The sequence below is a fragment of the Pseudomonas soli genome, from assembly GCF_021283165.2.
Taxonomy (GTDB): domain Bacteria; phylum Pseudomonadota; class Gammaproteobacteria; order Pseudomonadales; family Pseudomonadaceae; genus Aquipseudomonas; species Aquipseudomonas soli.
Window position 1 is genome coordinate 3,581,954 of sequence record NZ_CP128543.1, and the last position, 18,099, is coordinate 3,600,052.

Annotated in this window: 15 protein-coding genes; 12 read left to right on the top strand and 3 right to left on the bottom strand. The window is 64.8% G+C overall.

The features are described 5' to 3' along the window. Nucleotides 1-118: 118 nt before the first annotated feature. Both LU688_RS16685 and LU688_RS16690 read left to right on the top strand, forming a co-directional pair. Nucleotides 119-1,702: a methyl-accepting chemotaxis protein gene (locus LU688_RS16685; protein WP_371041605.1), complete on the top strand. Its 1,584-nt coding sequence runs from the start codon at nt 119-121 to the stop codon at nt 1,700-1,702. A 169-nt stretch (nt 1,703-1,871) separates the two neighbouring features. After that, entirely contained in the window at nt 1,872-3,494 is a 1,623-nt protein-coding gene (locus LU688_RS16690) for a methyl-accepting chemotaxis protein (RefSeq protein ID WP_094011897.1), read from the top strand. A gap of 85 nt (nt 3,495-3,579) precedes the next feature. Here the strand turns inward: LU688_RS16690 and LU688_RS16695 are convergent, their stop codons facing one another. Then, complete coding sequence (locus tag LU688_RS16695) at nt 3,580-4,983, bottom strand: purine-cytosine permease family protein (protein WP_094011896.1); 1,404 nt, start codon at nt 4,981-4,983, stop codon at nt 3,580-3,582. 316 nt (nt 4,984-5,299) lie between these two features. Here LU688_RS16695 and LU688_RS16700 point away from each other — a divergent pair, with 316 nt between their 5' ends. From LU688_RS16700 to LU688_RS16745, 10 genes are all read left to right on the top strand, one after another. Continuing rightward, nucleotides 5,300-5,785, top strand: coding sequence for a flavin reductase family protein (locus LU688_RS16700; protein WP_023630914.1), 486 nt, complete (start codon nt 5,300-5,302; stop codon nt 5,783-5,785). A gap of 73 nt (nt 5,786-5,858) precedes the next feature. Then, entirely contained in the window at nt 5,859-6,902 is a 1,044-nt protein-coding gene (locus tag LU688_RS16705) for an LLM class flavin-dependent oxidoreductase (RefSeq protein WP_038706314.1), read from the top strand. A gap of 293 nt (nt 6,903-7,195) precedes the next feature. Then, a complete protein-coding gene (locus LU688_RS16710; protein WP_023632164.1) occupies nt 7,196-7,792 on the top strand; it encodes an amino acid synthesis family protein in 597 nt (198 codons plus the stop codon). Nucleotides 7,793-7,860: 68 nt separating this feature from the next. After that, on the top strand, nt 7,861-8,694 hold the full coding sequence (locus tag LU688_RS16715; RefSeq protein WP_094011895.1) for an alpha/beta fold hydrolase: 834 nt from the start codon (nt 7,861-7,863) through the stop codon (nt 8,692-8,694). After that, complete coding sequence (locus LU688_RS16720) at nt 8,691-10,172, top strand: aldehyde dehydrogenase (protein WP_094011894.1); 1,482 nt, start codon at nt 8,691-8,693, stop codon at nt 10,170-10,172. Before LU688_RS16715 ends, LU688_RS16720 begins: the two co-directional genes overlap by 4 nt. Before the next feature lie 12 nt (nt 10,173-10,184). Continuing rightward, nucleotides 10,185-10,670 carry a flavin reductase family protein gene (locus tag LU688_RS16725; protein ID WP_232888162.1) on the top strand — a complete coding sequence of 162 codons (486 nt, stop codon included), beginning with the start codon at nt 10,185-10,187 and terminating at the stop codon, nt 10,668-10,670. Between the two features lie 105 nt (nt 10,671-10,775). Continuing rightward, the gene (locus tag LU688_RS16730; RefSeq protein WP_023632816.1) at nt 10,776-11,165 is read left to right on the top strand and encodes a carboxymuconolactone decarboxylase family protein; all 390 of its coding nucleotides are present in this window, start codon (nt 10,776-10,778) and stop codon (nt 11,163-11,165) included. A gap of 89 nt (nt 11,166-11,254) precedes the next feature. Then, entirely contained in the window at nt 11,255-12,007 is a 753-nt protein-coding gene (locus LU688_RS16735; protein WP_038706317.1) for a GntR family transcriptional regulator, read from the top strand. 2 nt (nt 12,008-12,009) lie between these two features. Beyond that, nucleotides 12,010-12,573, top strand: a complete 564-nt coding sequence (locus tag LU688_RS16740; protein ID WP_094011892.1) for an NUDIX hydrolase — start codon at nt 12,010-12,012, stop codon at nt 12,571-12,573. A gap of 84 nt (nt 12,574-12,657) precedes the next feature. Next, on the top strand, nt 12,658-14,838 hold the full coding sequence (locus LU688_RS16745) for an ATP-binding protein (protein WP_094011891.1): 2,181 nt from the start codon (nt 12,658-12,660) through the stop codon (nt 14,836-14,838). A 30-nt stretch (nt 14,839-14,868) separates the two neighbouring features. On the opposite strand, the gene LU688_RS16750 is transcribed toward LU688_RS16745, so the two are convergent. Both LU688_RS16750 and LU688_RS16755 read right to left on the bottom strand, forming a co-directional pair. Beyond that, a complete protein-coding gene (locus LU688_RS16750) occupies nt 14,869-17,043 on the bottom strand; it encodes an ATP-binding protein (protein ID WP_094011890.1) in 2,175 nt (724 codons plus the stop codon). 87 nt (nt 17,044-17,130) lie between these two features. Then, nucleotides 17,131-17,763 (bottom strand): LysE family translocator, encoded by a 633-nt coding sequence (locus LU688_RS16755; protein WP_046855231.1) that lies wholly within the window; start codon nt 17,761-17,763, stop codon nt 17,131-17,133. Nucleotides 17,764-18,099 lie beyond the last annotated feature (336 nt).

The following is an 18,099-nucleotide window of genomic DNA, read 5'->3' on the forward strand; positions in this document are numbered from 1 at the left end:
GCATCGAGAGCCCTTCCAGCCGAGCCCGGTCAGTCCGCGCTCTTGACGCCTGCCAGCCACCGTCAAGGAGCGTCGCATGCAGTTACGGAACGTTAAGATTGGCATTCGGGCAGCAGGAATGTTCACCCTGCTCGGGGTCCTGGTCCTGGTCATGGGCCTGGTCGCCCTGTACGAAACCCGCAGAATGGACAGCGCCACCGACGAGATCCGCATCACCTGGATGCCCGCGGTAATCGCCCTGGGCGAAGTCAGCAGCAACCTGGGCCGAGCCCGCGCCCTCACCTTGCGCAGTGTCCTGGAGGACAGCAGCAGCGCACGTCACACTACCCTGGACAAGATCGTCCAGGTCAACCAGCAGCTCGAAAGCGACCTCAAGGCCTACGAGCGCACCATCATCAAAGCCGACGACCGCGCCCTGTTCGATGCCTTCATCGGCCTCAGCGAGCGTTACCACGGCCTGCAGAAGGCCATTCGCAGCGCCGCCGGCAACGATCAGCTCGACGAAGCCCGCCGCCTGGTCAACGGCCCGCTGGCCGAATACGCCGACAGCATGATGAAGGCTCTGGGCGAACTGATCGCCTACAACACCCAGGGCGCCGAGCAGGCCTCGCAGCGCAGCAGTGCGGCCTCGGACGAAGCCTTTGCCCTGATCATCGGCGCCATCACCGTGATCCTGCTCGCGCTGGTCGCCATCGCCACCCTCCTCACCCGCAGCATCATCGTGCCGCTGGCCGACGCCGTCGCCGTGGCCGAGCGCGTCGCCACCGGCGACCTGACCCGCGAGATCACCGTGCTCGGCCGCGACGAGCCGGCCTTGCTGCTGCGCGCCCTGAACCGCATGCAGCACAGCCTGCGCGATACCTTGCGGCGGATCGCCGCCTCCTCCGACCAGCTGGCCTCGGCCTCCGAGGAATTGCACAGCGTTACAGAAGACACCAGCCGCGGCCTGCACCAGCAGAGTGCCGAGATCGACCAGGCTGCCACCGCGGTCAACCAGATGACCGCCGCTGTCGAAGAAGTGGCCAGCAACGCCGTGAGCACCGCCGATGCTTCCCAAGGCGCCGACCGCACAACTCGCGACGGCCGCGACCAGGTCAACCAGGCACTGGCCTCGATCCAGCACCTGGTCGATGACGTGACCGGCACCGCCGAGGAAATTGAGCAACTTGCCAGCCACGCCAACCAGATCAGCCAGGTGCTCGACGTGATCGGTTCGATCGCCGGCCAGACCAACCTGCTGGCCCTCAACGCCGCCATCGAGGCCGCCCGTGCCGGCGAGGCGGGCCGTGGTTTTGCCGTCGTCGCCGACGAGGTACGCGCCCTTGCCCACCGCACCCAGCAGTCGACGGCGGAGATCGAGCAGATGATCGGCGGCATCCAGACCGGCACCGAGCGCGCGGTCAACGCCATGCACAGCAGCCAGGGCCGCGCCGGCGGCACCCTGGAAGTGGCGCAATCGGCCGGCCGGGCCCTGGAACTGATCGCCGAGGCGATCGCCACGATCAACCAGCGCAACCTGGTGATCGCCACGGCCTCTGAACAGCAGGCCCAGGTGGCGCGGGAGGTCGACCGCAATCTGGTGAACATCCGCGACCTGGCGATGCAGACTTCGGCAGGCGCCAACCAGACCAGCGCTGCGGCCCAGGACCTTTCACGCCTGGCGGTGGAGCTGAACGCGATGGTGGCGCAATTCAAGGTCTGACCATTCGCAGCAGTGTGGGGCGCAGCCGTGCGCCCCCTTCCCATCACAATTCACGCAGATAAAAAGTCAGAAAAACTCGCAGTAGCGTGTGGTCTTCGCCGACTACTCCGTAAGTCGCCGCGCCACCATGCTCTTGACGTGTAAATTTATCTCACGTCAAGGAATATCCATGCTGCTTAGAAACATGAAAATCGGCAAAAGGGCTGGCTGTTTTTTCACCACCCTGGCTGTTCTCATTCTGTCCATGGGTGGGGTCGCAGTGTACGAAACCCAACGAATGGACAGTGCCACGGATGAAATCCGGGTTAACTGGCTACCGGCCATGATTGCGCTCAACGGCATTAGCTCCAGCCTCGCCAAGGAGCGTGCGGCCACACTGCGTGCTGCCCTTGAGGACAGCAGCGGCGAGGGAACGAGCCTGCACTTGCTTGGCAGCATTGAAGATACGTTGCGCAACAGCCTGAACAGCTACGAGTCGACCATCGATGGTCCGCAAGATCGCAACCTGTTCAGTGCCTTTCTCGAGGCGCGCAAGCAATACACCGACCTGCAGCTTCAGGTACTCGCGAACATCAACGAAGGCCGCATGACGCAAGCCAAGCAACAGATCAGCGGCCCGCTGATCCAGCGGGCGGACCATATGATGGACGCGTTGTCGACACTGGTTGATTTCAACTACAAAGGTGCGCACACCGCCTCGCAGCACAGCAGCGATGTTGGGGACGATGCCTTGCGGGCAATCGTCATTGCGCTGTTGCTGATCATTCTGGTGCTGGTCGCCGTCGCCTTGTTGTTCACCAACAGTGTCGTCACGCCGCTGGCGGAGGCCGTCATGGTGGCCGAACGTATTGCCATTGGCGACCTGACTCGCGAGATCGTAGTGGCTGGCCAGGACGAACCCGCGCTGCTGCTGCACGCTCTGCGCCGCATGCAGCAAAGCCTGCGCGAGACCATTGGCAAGATCGCCACCTCCTCCAACCGCCTGGCCTCGGCCTCGGAGCAGTTGCACGGCGTCACCGAGGACACCAGCCGTGACCTGCTGCTGCAGAGCACCGAGATCGACCAGGCCGCCACCGCGGTCAACCAGATGACCAGTGCCGTCGAGGAAGTGGCCAGCAACGCCGTGAGCACCGCCGAAGCCTCGCAAGACGCGGACCAGACCACCCGTGATGGTCAAGACCAGGTTAACCAGGCACTCGCTTCGATTCAGCACCTGGTCGACGACGTCACCGGTACCGCCACAGAGATCGAACGGTTGGCCAACAGCGCCAACGAAATTACCCGCGTGCTGGATGTGATCGGCGCGATTGCCGGCCAGACCAACCTGCTGGCGCTCAATGCCGCCATCGAGGCCGCCCGAGCTGGGGAGGCAGGCCGTGGCTTCGCCGTGGTCGCCGACGAAGTGCGCGCATTGGCCCACCGCACGCAGCAATCCACGGCGGAGATCGAGCAGATGATCGGCGCCATCCAGATCGGCACCGAGCGCGCAGTCAGTGCCATGCACAGCAGCCAGGGCCGCGCCAGCGGCACCTTGGAGGTGGCGCAATCGGCCGGCCGGGCTCTGGAGCTGATCGCCCGGACCATCGCCTCGATCAACCAGCGCAACCTGGTGATCGCCAGCGCCACTGAGGAACAGGCGCAGGTGGCACGGGAAGTGGACCGCAACCTGATGAATATCCGCGACCTGGCGATGCAGACAACCACCGGGGCCAATCAAACCAGCGTATCGGCCCAGGACTTGTCACAGCTGGCGCTGGAACTCAACGGGCTGGTCGCGCAGTTCAAGGTCTGAACGGCCTTACGACTATCGCGGGACACGCCTGCTCCTGCCGGCTGTGCGGGAGTAGGCGTGCCCGGCGATGAGTTTGTCGCAAATTTCAGGATTTGACGCCGACCACCCGCTGCGCCATTTCCGGCTGTGCCCGCGTTGCCAGGCAGTAGTACAGCGGCACTGTCACCAGCAGCCCGAACAGCCACGATAGGTCGGCTCCTTCGACAATGTTCGAATACGGCCCGACATACAGCGACGTATTGGCGAACGGCAGCTGCACCAGGATGCCGCAGGCATAGGCGATGATCGCGTGGTGGTTGAAGCGCCCGTAGATGCCGCCATCGGCGCGGAAGATCGAGGCGATGTCGTACTCGCCGCGCTTGATCAGGTAGAAGTCCACCAGGTTGATCGACGCCCACGGCACCAGCACCAGCAACAGCGCCAGGATCAGCCCGATGAACTGGCCGATGAAGTCGGCCGAGGCGTTCAGCGCCACGAGACCGCAACCCACCAGGATTACCCCCGCCAGCACCACCCGCAGCTTGATGCTCGGCGTCCAATGGGCGGCGAAGGTCTGGATCGCGGTGACGATTGACAGCACCGCACCGTAGAGGTTGAGGGCGTTGTGGCTGATGATGTTGAGCAGGAACAGCACCATCAGCACCGGGCCCAGCCAGCCGGTGGCCTGCTTGACCGCCACCATGGCGTCGGTGCCTTCCGGCACGCACAGCACCGCCACCGCACCGAAACTGAAGCACAGGATGGTGCCCAGGGTGGCACCGAGGTAGGTGGCCCAGAACGGCTTGGCGATGCCGACTTCACGGGGCAGGTAGCGCGAGTAGTCCGAGGTGTAGGGCGAGAAGCTGATCTGCCAGATGATGCCCAGCGACACCGTGGCAACGAAGCCGGACAGGTTGAACGCGCCGCGGCTGAAGAAATCGCCCGGCAGTTCCTGGGCGAACATCATGATGAAGCCGGCCAGCAGCGCCGAGCCCATCACCCAGGTGCCGACGCGGTTCAGCGTATGGATGAAGCGGTAGCCGATCACCCCGATGGCGGTGGCGCTCAGGGCGCCGATGACGATGGCGGCGGGCATCGGCACGCCGGGGGCGATGCCGTGGATCGACTTGCCGGCCAGGACGATGTTGGAAATGAAGAAACCGACGTAGATCAGTGCGGTGAAGAACACGATCAGCAGTGCGCCATAGCGCCCGAACTGGCCGCGGCTCTGCACCATCTGCGGAATGCCCAGCTGCGGCCCCTGCGCCGAGGCCAGGGCGATCACCACCCCACCCAGCAGATGCCCCAGCACGATGGCCAGCAGCCCCCACAGCAAGTTCAGATGGAACACCTGGACCACCATGGCACCAGTGACAATCGGCAGCGGCGCGATGTTGGTGCTGAACCACAGGGTGAAAAGGTCGCGCGCCTTCCCATGGCGCTCGGACGGTGGCACGTAATCGACCGTGTGTTGCTCGACGAGATGGTGTTGCGACGACGGTTGGGACATAGGATTCAGCTCGAAAGGTCGTTTTTATCGTTGTATGGAAACCGCTCGGGGCGGCCTCTCAGCTGCAGACCATATTATGGTATTCCAACAGTTTGACAACACTGCACTGCTCATTTTCAGCGCAACTGATCCGCTCCTTGCACCGTCACGCAGCACGAATGTCTACACCAAGGCCAGTAATTACGGGGTTTGCACCGTTTATCGTGAACTCCAGGCCACAGAAAATTCCGCTTGCAATATAGGTATTACGGTATACCATCAGACACATCAACGATAAAAACCGCGGACCACCGCAGCCTTTTCAGAGGTACACGAGATGATCGACGCAACCGTCTACAAGCACGTCCTGGGTTCCTTCCCCTCCGGCGTAACCGTCATCACCACCCTGGACGACGACGGCTCGATCGTCGGCCTCACCGCCAGCGCCTTCTCCTCCCTGTCCATGGACCCGCCGCTGGTGCTGTTCTGCCCCAACTACAGCTCCGACTCCTACCCTGTCCTGATGAAGAACAAGCGCTTCGCCATTCACCTGCTCTCCGGTGAACAGCAGGCCGAGGCGTATGCGTTCGCGAAAAAAGGCAAGGACAAGGCCGTCGGCATCGAGTGGACCCTGAGCGAACTGGGCAACCCGATCCTGGCCGGCGCCACCGCCGTGATCGAATGCGAACTGTGGCGTGAATACGAAGGCGGCGACCACGCCATCATGGTCGGCAAGGTACACAACCTGATCGTCCCCCAGGAGGCGCCCCGCCCGATGGTCTATTGCCGCGGCAAGATGGCCAGCCTGCCGGCCTTCGCCTGAACCCTGACGACCGATTCCACTTAGAGCGCCTGCCCCGGCGGGCGACAACAACAAAGCTCCGAGGAAAAGCCCCATGAAATTTTCGCTGTTCGTGCACATGGAACGTTGGGATGAGCAGGTCAGCCACCGCCAGCTGTTCGAAGACCTCACCGAACTGACCCTGATGGCCGAAGACGGCGGTTTCAGCACCGTGTGGATCGGCGAACACCACGCCATGGAGTACACCATCTCGCCGAGCCCGATGCCGCTGCTGGCCTACCTGGCCGCGCGCACCGAGAAAATCCGCCTGGGCGCCGGCACCATCATCGCGCCCTTCTGGAACCCGATCCGCGTCGCCGGCGAATGCGCCCTGCTCGACGTGATCAGCAATGGCCGCATGGAAGTGGGCCTGGCCCGTGGCGCCTACCAGTTCGAGTTCGACCGGATGGCCGGCGGCATGCCGGCCACCGACGGCGGCAAGGCCCTGCGCGAAATGGTCCCGGCGGTGCGCCAGCTGTGGCAAGGCGACTATGCCCATGAAGGCGAGATCTACAACTTCCCCACCTCCACCAGCGTGCCAAAGCCGGTCCAGCAGGGCATGCCGCCGATGTGGATCGCCGCCCGCGACCCGGACTCGCACAACTTCGCCGTGGCCAATGGTTGCAACGTCATGGTCACCCCGCTGATGAAGGGCGACGAAGAGGTGCTGGACCTGAAGAACAAGTTCCAGGCCGCGCTGGACAACAACCCGGACGTGCCGCGCCCACAATTGATGGTGCTGCGCCACACCCACGTGCATAGCCCTGCCGAGCCGGACGGCTGGAAGGTCGGCGCCCAGGCAATTTCACGCTTCTACCGCACCTTCGATGCCTGGTTCGGCAACAAGAGCGTGCCGGTCAACGGCTTCCTCGAGCCAAGCCCTGAATCGAAGTTCGCCGAGGTGCCAGCCTTCGCGCTGGAGAACATCCGCAAGAACACCATGATCGGCACCCCTGAAGAAATCATCGCGCGCATCAAGTACTACCAGGAGCTAGGCGTCGACGAGTTCAGCTTCTGGTGCGACAACAGCCTGCCCCATGCCGAGAAACGCAAGTCGCTGGAGCTGTTCATCAAGGAAGTGGTCCCGGCGTTCGCCTGAATTCCCTTTGCCTGATTGATTGCGGGGACCAGCCCGCTCGCGTTGGCCCCCGTGGCCGGCGCGAGCGGGCTTTTTTTGCGGGTCGCCTTGAAATGTTCGTCGGGGCAGGTTCTGCACCTGTGAGATCGAGCGCCGCGCGGGGGGCGCTCGATAGATGCATCGCCTCCGAATCCAAGCCAGGCACACAGCCTTTCGTCCTCCGGTGAGAGAAATTTTCGACCGGCTCTTGCACATCGAATATTATGGTATACCATCAGACAACAAGAGCTGATAACCCTAACCAGGAGCCCCCCATGAGTTTCGAAATCCGCAAGATCGTCACCTACTCCGAAGAGACCCGCATCGAAGGCGGCAAGGCCACCGACAAGCCGGTGACCATGGTCGGCCTGGCCGTGGTGATCAAGAACCCATGGGCTGGTCGCGGCTTCGTCGAAGACCTCAAGCCGGAGATCCGCGCCAACTGCTCCGCACTGGGCGCGCTGATGGTCGAGCGCCTGACCGCCGCCATCGGCGGAGCCGACAAGATCGAGGCCTACGGCAAGGCCGCCGTGGTCGGCGCCGACGGCGAGATCGAGCACGCCTCGGCGGTGATCCACACCCTGCGCTTCGGCAACCACTACCGCGAAGCCGTGCAGGCCAAGAGCTACCTGAGCTTCACCAACAAGCGCGGCGGCCCCGGCACCTCGATCCAGATCCCGATGATGCAGAAGGACGACGAAGGCCTGCGCTCGCACTACATCACCCTGGAAATGCAGATCGAAGATGCGCCACGTGCCGACGAGATCGTCGTGGTACTGGGCGCCGCCGACGGTGGCCGCCTGCACCCACGCATTGGCAACCGCTACATCGACCTGGAAGAACTGGCTGCCGAAAAGGCCAACGCTCAATAACAACAACCAAGCCGGGCCTGGGCGTGGCGTGCATACCCGCCGCGCCCGACCTTCAAGGAGCGCCCTCCATGATTCAGCCTGTCGCTGAACGTACACCGGCCGGGACCAGTTACCTGGACCTGGGCCAGGGCCAGCCCGTGGTACTGATCCACGGCGTGGGCCTGAACAAGGAAATGTGGGGCGGGCAGATCGTCGGCCTGGCCAACGACTATCGCGTCATCGCCTACGACATGCTCGGCCATGGCCAGAGCCGCGTGCCCAGCGCCGATACGCCGCTGGAAGGCTATGCCGAGCAGCTCGCCGAACTGCTCGACCACCTGCAGGTCGCTCAGGCCTGCGTGATCGGCTTTTCCATGGGCGGCCTGGTGGCACGCGCGTTCGCCCTGGACTACCCGCAACGCCTGGCCGCGCTGGTAATACTCAACAGCGTCTTCAACCGTACTCCCGAGCAGAGCGCCGGGGTGATCGCACGCGCCGCGCAAGCCTACGAACAGGGTCCAGACGCCAACGTCGATGCCGCCCTCGAGCGTTGGTTCAGCCGCGAGTACAAGGCCGCCAACCCGGCCCAGGTCGCCGCCATCCGCCAGATCCTGGCAAGCAACGACCCGCAGGGCTACCACACCACTTACTCGCTGTTCGCCACTCAGGACATGTACCGCGAAGCCGACCTGAGCAGCATCCAGGTACCGACGCTGATCGCTACCGGCGAGCTCGACAGCGGTTCCACCCCGGCCATGACCCGCCAACTCGCCGCGCGAATTCCCGGCGCGCAGAGTGTGGTCCTGGCCGAGCAACGGCATATGATGCCGGTGGAAGCACCGCGCGAAGTCAACAAGATGCTGCTGGACTTCCTCAGGCAGGCCCGCACCCTCACCGAATCCGCCAAGGGGATAGTTGCATGACCCTCGTTCGTTTCCAGATGTGCATCGATGGCCAATGGCGCGATGCCCAGAGCGGCAAGACCTTCGACAGCCTTGACCCGGCCACCGCCAAGGCCTGGGCGCAACTGCCAGATGCCGGCGAAGCCGATGTCGAGCTCGCCGTACAGGCCGCCCAGCGCGCCTTCGAAGGCAAGGCCTGGCGCGGCCTCACTGCCACCGCCCGGGGCAAGCTGCTGCGCCGCCTCGGCGACCTGATTGCCGAGAACAAGGAACACCTGGCCCAGTTGGAAAGCCGCGACAACGGCAAGTTGATCCGCGAGACCCGCGGCCAGGTCGGCTACCTGCCGGAGTTCTTCCACTACACCGCGGGCCTGGCCGACAAGCTCGAAGGCGGCACCCTGCCGCTGGACAAGCCCGACCTGTTCGCCTACACGGTGCACGAGCCGATCGGCGTGGTGGCCGGGATCATCCCGTGGAACAGCCCGCTGTACCTCACCGCGATCAAGCTGGCCCCGGCCCTGGCCGCCGGCAACACCATCGTGCTCAAACCCTCGGAGCACGCCTCCGCCACCCTCCTCGAGCTGGCCCGCCTGGCCCTGGAAGCCGGCTTCCCGGCTGGCGTGGTCAACGTGGTCACAGGTTACGGCCCAAGCACCGGCGCGGCGCTGACCCGCCACCCGCTGGTGCGCAAGATCGCCTTCACCGGCGGCGCTGCCACCGCCCGCCACGTGGTGCGCAGCAGCGCCGAGAACTTCGCCAAGCTGTCGCTGGAACTGGGCGGCAAGTCGCCGAACATCATCTTCGCCGACGCCGACCTGGACAGCGCCATCAACGGCGCCGTGGCCGGCATCTATGCCGCCTCCGGGCAAAGCTGCGTGGCAGGTTCGCGCCTGCTGGTGCAGGACGATATCTTCGACGAGTTCGTCGAACGCCTGATCGCCCGCGCCAAAAGCATCCGCATCGGCAACCCGCAGGACGACAGCAGCGAGATGGGCCCGATCGCCACCGCCCAGCAACTGGCGGTGATCGAAGGCCTGGTGGCCGCGGCCAAGGCCGAGGGCGCCACCTTGCGCATGGGTGGCAAGCGCGCCGAGGTCGAAGGCGATGGCTGGTTCTACGAGCCGACCCTGTTCGAGTGCGACAGCAACTCGATGACCATCATGCAGGAAGAAGTGTTCGGCCCGGTCGCCGCGGTGATCCGCTTCAAGACCGAGGAACAGGCCCTGGCAATGGCCAACGACTCGCAGTTCGGCCTGGCCGCCGGCATATGGACCCGCGACCTGGGCCGCGCCCACCGCCTGGCCCGTGACGTGCGCTCGGGGATCATCTGGGTCAATACCTACCGCGCCGTATCGGCCATGGCCCCCATCGGCGGCTTCAAGAACAGCGGTTACGGCCGCGAGAGCGGCATCGACTCGGTGCTGGCCTACACCGAGTTGAAGACGGTGTGGATCAACCTGTCCACCGCGCCCATGCCCGACCCCTTCGTGATGCGCTAGGAGAACGCCACCATGATCGAACCTGGCATCTACAAAGACGTGATGGGCTCGTTCCCGTCCGGCGTCACCGTGGTTACCACCCTGGACGCCGACGGCGGCATCGTCGGCATCACCGCCAGCGCGTTCAGCGCGCTGTCGATCAAGCCGGCGCTGGTGCTGTTCTGCCCCAACTACGCCTCCGACACTTACCCGATCCTGCGTGACAGCAAGCAGTTCGCCATCCACCTGCTGTCCGCCGACCAGACCGCCGAGGCCTATGCCTTCGCCGGCAAGGGCAAGGACAAGGCCAAGGGCATCGACTGGCAGTTGAGCGAGCTGGGCAACCCGCTGCTGACCAAGGCCACGGCGATCATCGAGTGCGAGTTTTGGCGCGAGTACGACGGCGGCGACCACGCGATCATCGTCGGCCAGGTGAAGAACCTGGTGCTGCCCGAGCAGCCGGTCACCCCGATGGTCTACCACAAGGGCAAGCTCGGCGCGCTGCCGCCGCTGGGCTGACACTCGCGGGGGCGCTGTGCGCCCCACAGTTTCCGGGGGCCGCGCATACCCCTTCACCCTCGGTTGCGGCCCCCATTTTTATTCAACGTTCAAGGACCTCGGCAGATGAGTAACGAAAAGTACGAGAAAGGCCTGCAGATCCGCACACAAGTGCTCGGCGAAGACTACGTCAACCGCTCGATCGAAAACGCCGACGAGTTCACCCAGCCACTCCAGGAGCTGGTCACCGAGTACTGCTGGGGCCATGTCTGGGGCCGCGATGGCTTGTCGCTCAAAGAGCGCAGCATGATAAACTTGGCGATGATTTCCGCGCTCAACCGGCCCCACGAGCTCAAGCTGCACATCCGCGGCGCGCTGCGTAATGGACTGAGCCGCGAACAGATTCGCGAGATCCTGCTTCAAGTCGGCATTTACTGCGGCGTGCCCGCGGCGGTGGACAGTTTCCGCCTGGCCCGCGAAGCGTTCGCCGAAGCCGATGCGCAATCCACCCGTTAACAGCGGGCTGTGTGAACCACTGCAAGGAATGCCCCGGTTCAAGGCATTCCGCGATGTTGGCGCAACAGCCGCATAGAAGAGCGCCCCTGATGAAACGCCAGCCCCTCGACGACAGCTTCAAGGTCAACCGCAACCCCGTCACCCTGCGTGAAATCGTGCTCGACAAGCTGCGCGGCGCGATCATGAACTTCCACCTGCTACCAGGCGATCGCCTGGTCGAGCGCGACCTCTGCGAGCGCCTGGGCGTCAGCCGCACCTCCGTGCGCGAGGCCCTGCGGCACCTGGAGTCCGAAGGCCTGGTGGAGTTCGCCGACGCCAAGGGTCCTCGGGTGGCGATCATCACCCTGGAAGACGCCCGTGATATCTACGAGCTGCGTTGCGTGCTCGAAGGCCTGATCGTGCAACTGTTCACCCTCAACGCCAAGGCCAAGGACATCCGCGCCCTGGAGCGCGCCCTGGAGGTCAACCGCGAGGCGCTGGAAGACGGCGAGCTGCAGCAGGTGCTCGACTCGGTGCAAGGCTTCTACGACGTGCTGCTCGAAGGCTCGGGCAACCAGGTCGCCGCCCAGCAGTTGCGCCAGCTGCAGGCGCGCATCAGTTACCTGCGCGCCACCTCGGTGTCCCAGGAGAACCGCCGGGGCGCGAGCAACCGCGAGATGGAAAAGATCGTCGAGGCGATCAAGGGCGGCGACCCCCTGGCCGCCCACCAGGCCTCGGTCGACCATGTGCGCGCCGCCGCCAAGGTCGCCCTCGACTACCTGCGCCAGAAGCAGGACGACAACGCCAAGGTCCGCGATATCGTCGCCCCCCTGCCCCTCAAGGACCCTCGCATAGGCCACTGACCATGCCCACCGCCCCGCGCTACTGCCCGCACTGCACCACGGAACTGGCCCGGGGCGTCCCCAACGGCGACACCCACGAACGTCTTCACTGCGCCGGTTGCGGCTACATCCACTACATCAATCCGAAGATCATCGCCGGCTGCATCATCGAGCGCGACGGCAAGTACCTGCTGTGCCAGCGCGCCATCCCGCCGCGCCCCGGGACCTGGACCCTGCCAGCCGGTTTCATGGAGGCCGGCGAGACCACCGAGCAGGCGGCGCTGCGCGAGGTGTGGGAAGAGAGCGGCGTGCGCGCCGACATCGTCTCGCCCTACTCGATCTTCAGCGTGCCGCAGATCAGCGAGGTGTACATCATCTTCCGCGCCGTGGTCACCGAGGAGACCGGCCAGTACGGGCCCGAGACCTTGGACTACCGCTTCTTCGAGCCGGACCAGATCCCCTGGGACGAGATCTACTACCCGGCGATCCGGCAGATCCTCGAACGCTACATCCTCGAGCGCCAGGCCGGGGTGTACGGCATCTACATGGGCAACGACGATACCGGCAAGGTGCATTTCATCCGCTGAGGCGACAGCGCATACAAATCCCTCGCCAAGCGTCGCGTCTCGGTGCAACCTGATGATCCCACACAAAAGGACCGGCAAGCGTTCATGGCGAAATGGCTAGACGGCGGCGGGCTGATGGCCGCGCGCATCCGCAACCACGACTGGGCGGCTACGCCCCTTGGGCCTCTGGACGGCTGGCCCGACGTGCTCAAGACCAGCGTCGCCCTGTGTCTGGCCTCGCGCTTCCCCCAGGCCGTGCTCTGGGGCGATGCGCTGCTGACCCTGCACAACGACGCCTTCAGCGAAATCCTCGGCAACAAGCCCACGGCCCTCGGGCGCCCCTTCAGCCAAGTGTGGCAGGAAGCCTGGAGCGATATCGGCCGCATGGCCCGGCGCGCCCTCGACGGCGAAGCGGTGTACATCGAAGACTTCCCGCTGACGATCGAGCGCCACGGCAGCCCGGAGCGCGCCTATTTCACCTTCTGCTACAGCCCCGTACGCGACCACGACGGCAACGTTGTGGGCATGCTCGACACGGTCACCGAAACCACCGCGAGCGTGGTGGCCAACCGCCGCCTGAACTTCCTCGACAGCCTCGGCCGGGCCACCGCGCACGCCACCGATCCCGAACGGATCATGGCAACCACCACCCGCCTGCTGGGCGAGCACCTGAAATTGTCCAGCTGCGCCTATGCCGTGATGGCGTCCGACGAGGACGGTTTCACCATCTGTGGCGACTGGGTTGCACCGGGCTCGCCACGGCTGGTCGGCCAGTATCGCCTGGCCCCCTTCGGCGAACTGGCCGTCAGCCGCCTGCGCGCAGGCCAGGCGCTGGTGATCGATGACAACCTCAGCCAGTTGCCGGCCGCCGAGTCGGCGACCTTTCAGGCCATCGGCATCACCGCGACCATCTGTATGCCGCTGATCAAGGAGGGCCGCCTGACGGCGCTGATGGCCATCCACGACAAGCGGCCCAGGGCCTGGACCCGCTACGAACAGACCCTGCTTGGCGAAGTGACCGAACGCTGCTGGGCGCATATCCAGCGGGTCCAGGCCAACGCCGAGGTGCGCGAGGCGATGACGGCATTGGAGGCGCTCAACGCGACCCTCGAGCAGCGTGTCGAAGAACGTACCTGCCAGTTGCTGCACACCGAAGCGGTCCTGCGCCAGACCCAAAAGCTCGAGGCCATCGGTCAGCTGACCGGTGGCGTGGCCCACGACTTCAACAACCTGCTGACCATCATCCGCTCCTCCATCCATTTCCTGCAGCGGCCGGACCTCGACGACAACCGGCGCAGCCGCTACTTCAAGACCGTCTCCGACACCGTCGACCGCGGCGCCAAGCTGACCGGGCAACTGCTCGCCTTCGCTCGGCGCCAGGCGCTCAGCCCCCAGGTGTTCGACGCAGGCCCGAGGCTCGAAGCAATGGCCGAGATGCTCGATACCGCCACCGGCGCGCGCATCCAGGTGAGCCTGGAACTGCCCGACACGCCCTGCCACGTGCACGCCGACCTCGGCCAGCTGGAAACCGCGGTGATCAACCTGATGATCAACGGCCGCGATGCCATGGCGGGCGCGGGCACCCTGCGCTTGCGCCTGGAAGCCGACCAGCCCATGCCGGCGCTGCGCGGCCAGGCCGCCCAGGCCGGGCCATTCGCCGCGATCTCGGTGATCGACAGTGGCGTGGGTATCGCCCCGCACCTGCAGGAGCGGATCTTCGATCCATTCTTCACCACCAAGGGCGCGGGCCAGGGTACCGGGCTCGGCTTGTCCCAGGTGTTCGGCTTCGTCAAGCAGTCGGGCGGCGATGTCCAGGTCAGCAGCGGCCAAGGCAAAGGCACTACCTTTACCCTGTATCTGCCCCAGGTACCTCAGGCAGCGGTCGAGGACATCGCCACGATGCCAGCGCTAGAGCCCTCTGGCGAGTCCCGACATATCATGGTGGTGGAGGACAACCCGGATGTCGGCAGTTTCATCGCGCAGATCCTGCGCGATCATGGCTATCGGGTCAGTTGGGCGGTCTCGGCCGAGGATGCGCTGATACAGATCGCCTCGACACAAGGCGGGTTCGACGTGGTGTTCTCCGACGTGATGATGCCGGGCATGGGGGGACTGGCCCTGGCCTTGGAGTTACAGCGCAGCCAGCCGCAGTTGCCGGTGATCCTCACCTCCGGCTACAGCGAGGCGATTGCCGAAGGTGGCCACCAGGGTTTCGCCTTTCTCGCCAAGCCCTATTCGGCCGAGCAGGTGTGCCGAATGCTGGAGGAGGTGCTGCGGCGGCAGTGAGCGCTGTGTGGCACAGGAACGGTTCGTGACCTACCCTCGTGCCGTCAGCAAACGCGCCAGGCTGCGTCCTAGCTCATCCTGGCGAAACGGCTTGCGCAGCACGTCGAAGCCATGCAACTCGCGTGGCGTGAGGTTGGTGTAACCGGTAATGATCAACACCGGCAGTTGGCCCAGGCGTTCACGTACCTGCTGGGCCAGTCGCGCCCCGGTCATCTCGGCCATGACATGGTCGGTCAGCAGCGCATCGGGCACCAGCCCCTGGTCCAGCAACCCCAGGGCCTCGGCGGGCCCTTGCGCTTCGGTCACCTCGTAACCGAGAGCGCGCAACTGCATCAACGTGGCCTGGCGCACCAGCGGCTCGTCATCGACCAGCAGCACCCGAGTCGGCCGTTGCGCCTGCTGCGGCGCGTCCGTTTCGACGAAGCGCTCGACCACCTCAGCCTCGCTGGCTGGCAGCCACAAGGTCGCTTCCGTGCCTCGACCGACCCATGAGCGAATGCTGAAGCCGCCGCCAGACTGCAACGCCAGGCCCTGCACCATCGGCAGACCAAGGCCGGTGCCCCGACCCACCCCCTTGGTCGAGTAGAACGGCTCGATGCAATGCTCCAGCACTTCGTCACTCATGCCACAGCCGTTGTCACTGACCTGCAGCCACAACTGGCGACCGCCCTCCAGCCCTTGCGGCCTAGGCACGCTGCCCTCATTGGCTCCCGCGCGTATGATCAGTTGGCCACCCTCACTCATGGCGTCCCGGGCGTTTACCACAAGGTTCAGCAGTGCGAGTTCCAACTGGTGCGGATCCACCAATACACCTGGCAGCGCCGTGTCGATGTCGACCTGCAACACAATGGCCGGCCCCAGGGAGCGCGCCATCAGTTCGTGCATGTCCGCCACCAGCGCGGCCAGCGACACCGTGACGGGCTTGAGGGTCTGGCGCCGGGCGAAACTGAGCAGGCGCCCGACAAGATTGCGCGCCCGCTCCGCCGCCTGCAGGCCGCCGTCGATCAGGCGTTCGGCACGCTCCTGTTGCGGATGGCGGCGCAGCAACTCGAACGAAGCAATGATCGGCGTGAGCATGTTGTTCAGGTCGTGGGCGATACCGCCGGACAGCTGGCCGATGATCTCCGCCTTGCGCGCCTCGTGCAGGTGCACCAGTGAGGCCTCGCGCTGGGCGAGCATGTTTACCACTCTTTCCTCGAGGTCTTCGTTCAAGGCATGCAGCGCGCGCTCGGCGCGGGCATGGGTGATGGCCGCCCACACCTGGCTGGCGGTCTCCTGGACCAGCACGCACTCGTTGGGTGTCCATGCATGGGGGGTGTGGAAGTGCACCGCGAGCATAGCCTCCAGCCGCTCGGCGCGCAGCACAGGGGCGTGCAACGTGGCACACAGCCCTTGGAAACCGGGCGTAGCACTGTTCGCTTCATAGTTACGCTGCACGACCTGACCGGCCAGCAGCGCCTCGCGCAATGCCGGGTCCAAGGCCGCGTACTGGTTGATGCCGGTGATTGGCGGCACGTGTGCGGCCCATTCCTGTCCTACCCGGTAGCGTCCATCGCCCAGGTCTTCGCCGAAGCAGACTCTTGCGGCCCCCAGCTCCTTGGCCAGGCGCCTTACCGCATGGGCTTCGATGCGTTCGGCCTGGCCGAGGCCGGGCAAGGCCTGGCGCAGTTCCTGGAGAAATGCCTGACGGTGCTGGAAATACACGCGTTCGGATGTCTCGGTGACGATGCAAAGCACGCCGCCTACGGCGCCATCGGCCTCGCGAACGGCGGAGTAGGAGACGTCGAAGTATGCCGTTTCACCGGGGCCATGGCGTTCGATGTAGAACGGCCGGTCCTTGGCGGAAAAGCTCACGCCGGTTTCACGCACTCCGCGCAACAAAGGTTCCAGGTCGTCCCACAGTTCGCGCCAGTGAACCTGGGCGGGTTGCCCTAGCGCCGCGGGGTGCTTGTCACCAATGGTCGGCCAGTAAGCATCGTTGTACAGCGCGGCGTACTGCGGCCCCCAGAACAGCACGATTTGTGCCTCGGCGCTGAGGAGCGTGGCGACCACGCCCTTCAATGCTGGCGACCAAGCGTCCGGCGGGCCCAGTGGCGAACGTCCCCAATCCATGGCCTGCAACAGGCAGCTGACTTCGCCACCACCGCGCATGAAACCCGGTAATGGTTGCAAGTTGACTGATTTGCTCTCCTGGCGGGCTTTCATGTCGCGGTAATCCCGGGCACGTTGTCTTTCCTCTGAGGGTAAGAAGTCGGCCGGTGGCAAAACGTTCCATCTGATCGCTGTTGGCGATCAACGGCGCCCTTCAGCTAGCATGCGCACGGCCAGGGCGGCCAGCACCGTGCCCATCAGCCAGCGCTGCACCTGCTGCCACACCGGCCGACCGGCCAGGAACACGGCGATCGACCCCGCCATGACCGCGATCAACGCGTTGACCGTGACGCTGATGGCGATCTGCGTGCCGCCCAGTACCAGCGACTGCAGCAAGACGCTGCCATGGCCCGGCTCGATGAACTGCGGCATCAGCGACAGGTACATGACCGCGATCTTGGGGTTCAGCAGGTTGGTCACAAAGCCCATCATGAACAACCGCCTGGGGCTGTCCGCCGGCAGCTCGCGCACCTGGAACGGCGAGCGCCCGCCCGGGCGCAGCGCCTGCCAGGCCAGGTACAGCAGGTACAGCGCACCGCCGATGCGCAGGGCGTCGTAGGCGAACGGCACGGCCATGACCAACGCGGTGATCCCGAGCGCTGCGCAGAGCATGTAGAAGACAAAGCCCATGGCCACTCCGGCCAGGGAGATCAGCCCAGCGCCGCGCCCCTGGCAGATGGAGCGGGAGATCAGGTAGATCATGTTGGGGCCGGGGGTCAGCACCATGCCCAGGCTGATCAGGGCGAAGGCCAACAGGTTGGAGGGTTCGGGCATCAGGCACATCCTTGTGGTGGTGAATCGGCGAGTGTATCCGCATATGAACGCGCCTTGAAACGGTTGCCTGAGCCCGGTAACCTTTGCGCGCTGCTGTAAGTCCAGCAGCCGGGTTTGGTAGCCCGCGATCAATCAAGGCGCACAAGCGCCCCCATTGCGATAGAGTCGGCGCTTTTTCTGTGCCCGCTATTTCGTTTTATGGCGGCTGTGCGTAGGGCGCACTCGTGCGCGCCGGTTTCCTTGATTCCCGGTCTACCAACCTGCGTACAGCCGTCACCACTTCGTTTGGTAGCGATCTGTGGCGGCTCCATTGAATCAAGGAGCGACACAATGACA

Coding starts and splice junctions, on each gene's coding strand:
- LU688_RS16745 (WP_094011891.1), top strand. CDS start 12,658: ATGGCGAAATGGCTAGACGGCGGCGGGCTGATGGCCGCGCGCATCCGC.
- LU688_RS16685 (WP_371041605.1), top strand. CDS start 119: ATGTTCACCCTGCTCGGGGTCCTGGTCCTGGTCATGGGCCTGGTCGCC.
- LU688_RS16705 (WP_038706314.1), top strand. CDS start 5,859: ATGAAATTTTCGCTGTTCGTGCACATGGAACGTTGGGATGAGCAGGTC.
- LU688_RS16755 (WP_046855231.1), bottom strand. CDS start 17,763: ATGCCCGAACCCTCCAACCTGTTGGCCTTCGCCCTGATCAGCCTGGGC.
- LU688_RS16695 (WP_094011896.1), bottom strand. CDS start 4,983: ATGTCCCAACCGTCGTCGCAACACCATCTCGTCGAGCAACACACGGTC.
- LU688_RS16690 (WP_094011897.1), top strand. CDS start 1,872: ATGCTGCTTAGAAACATGAAAATCGGCAAAAGGGCTGGCTGTTTTTTC.
- LU688_RS16735 (WP_038706317.1), top strand. CDS start 11,255: ATGAAACGCCAGCCCCTCGACGACAGCTTCAAGGTCAACCGCAACCCC.
- LU688_RS16710 (WP_023632164.1), top strand. CDS start 7,196: ATGAGTTTCGAAATCCGCAAGATCGTCACCTACTCCGAAGAGACCCGC.
- LU688_RS16700 (WP_023630914.1), top strand. CDS start 5,300: ATGATCGACGCAACCGTCTACAAGCACGTCCTGGGTTCCTTCCCCTCC.
- LU688_RS16720 (WP_094011894.1), top strand. CDS start 8,691: ATGACCCTCGTTCGTTTCCAGATGTGCATCGATGGCCAATGGCGCGAT.
- LU688_RS16750 (WP_094011890.1), bottom strand. CDS start 17,043: ATGAAAGCCCGCCAGGAGAGCAAATCAGTCAACTTGCAACCATTACCG.
- LU688_RS16740 (WP_094011892.1), top strand. CDS start 12,010: ATGCCCACCGCCCCGCGCTACTGCCCGCACTGCACCACGGAACTGGCC.
- LU688_RS16730 (WP_023632816.1), top strand. CDS start 10,776: ATGAGTAACGAAAAGTACGAGAAAGGCCTGCAGATCCGCACACAAGTG.
- LU688_RS16725 (WP_232888162.1), top strand. CDS start 10,185: ATGATCGAACCTGGCATCTACAAAGACGTGATGGGCTCGTTCCCGTCC.
- LU688_RS16715 (WP_094011895.1), top strand. CDS start 7,861: ATGATTCAGCCTGTCGCTGAACGTACACCGGCCGGGACCAGTTACCTG.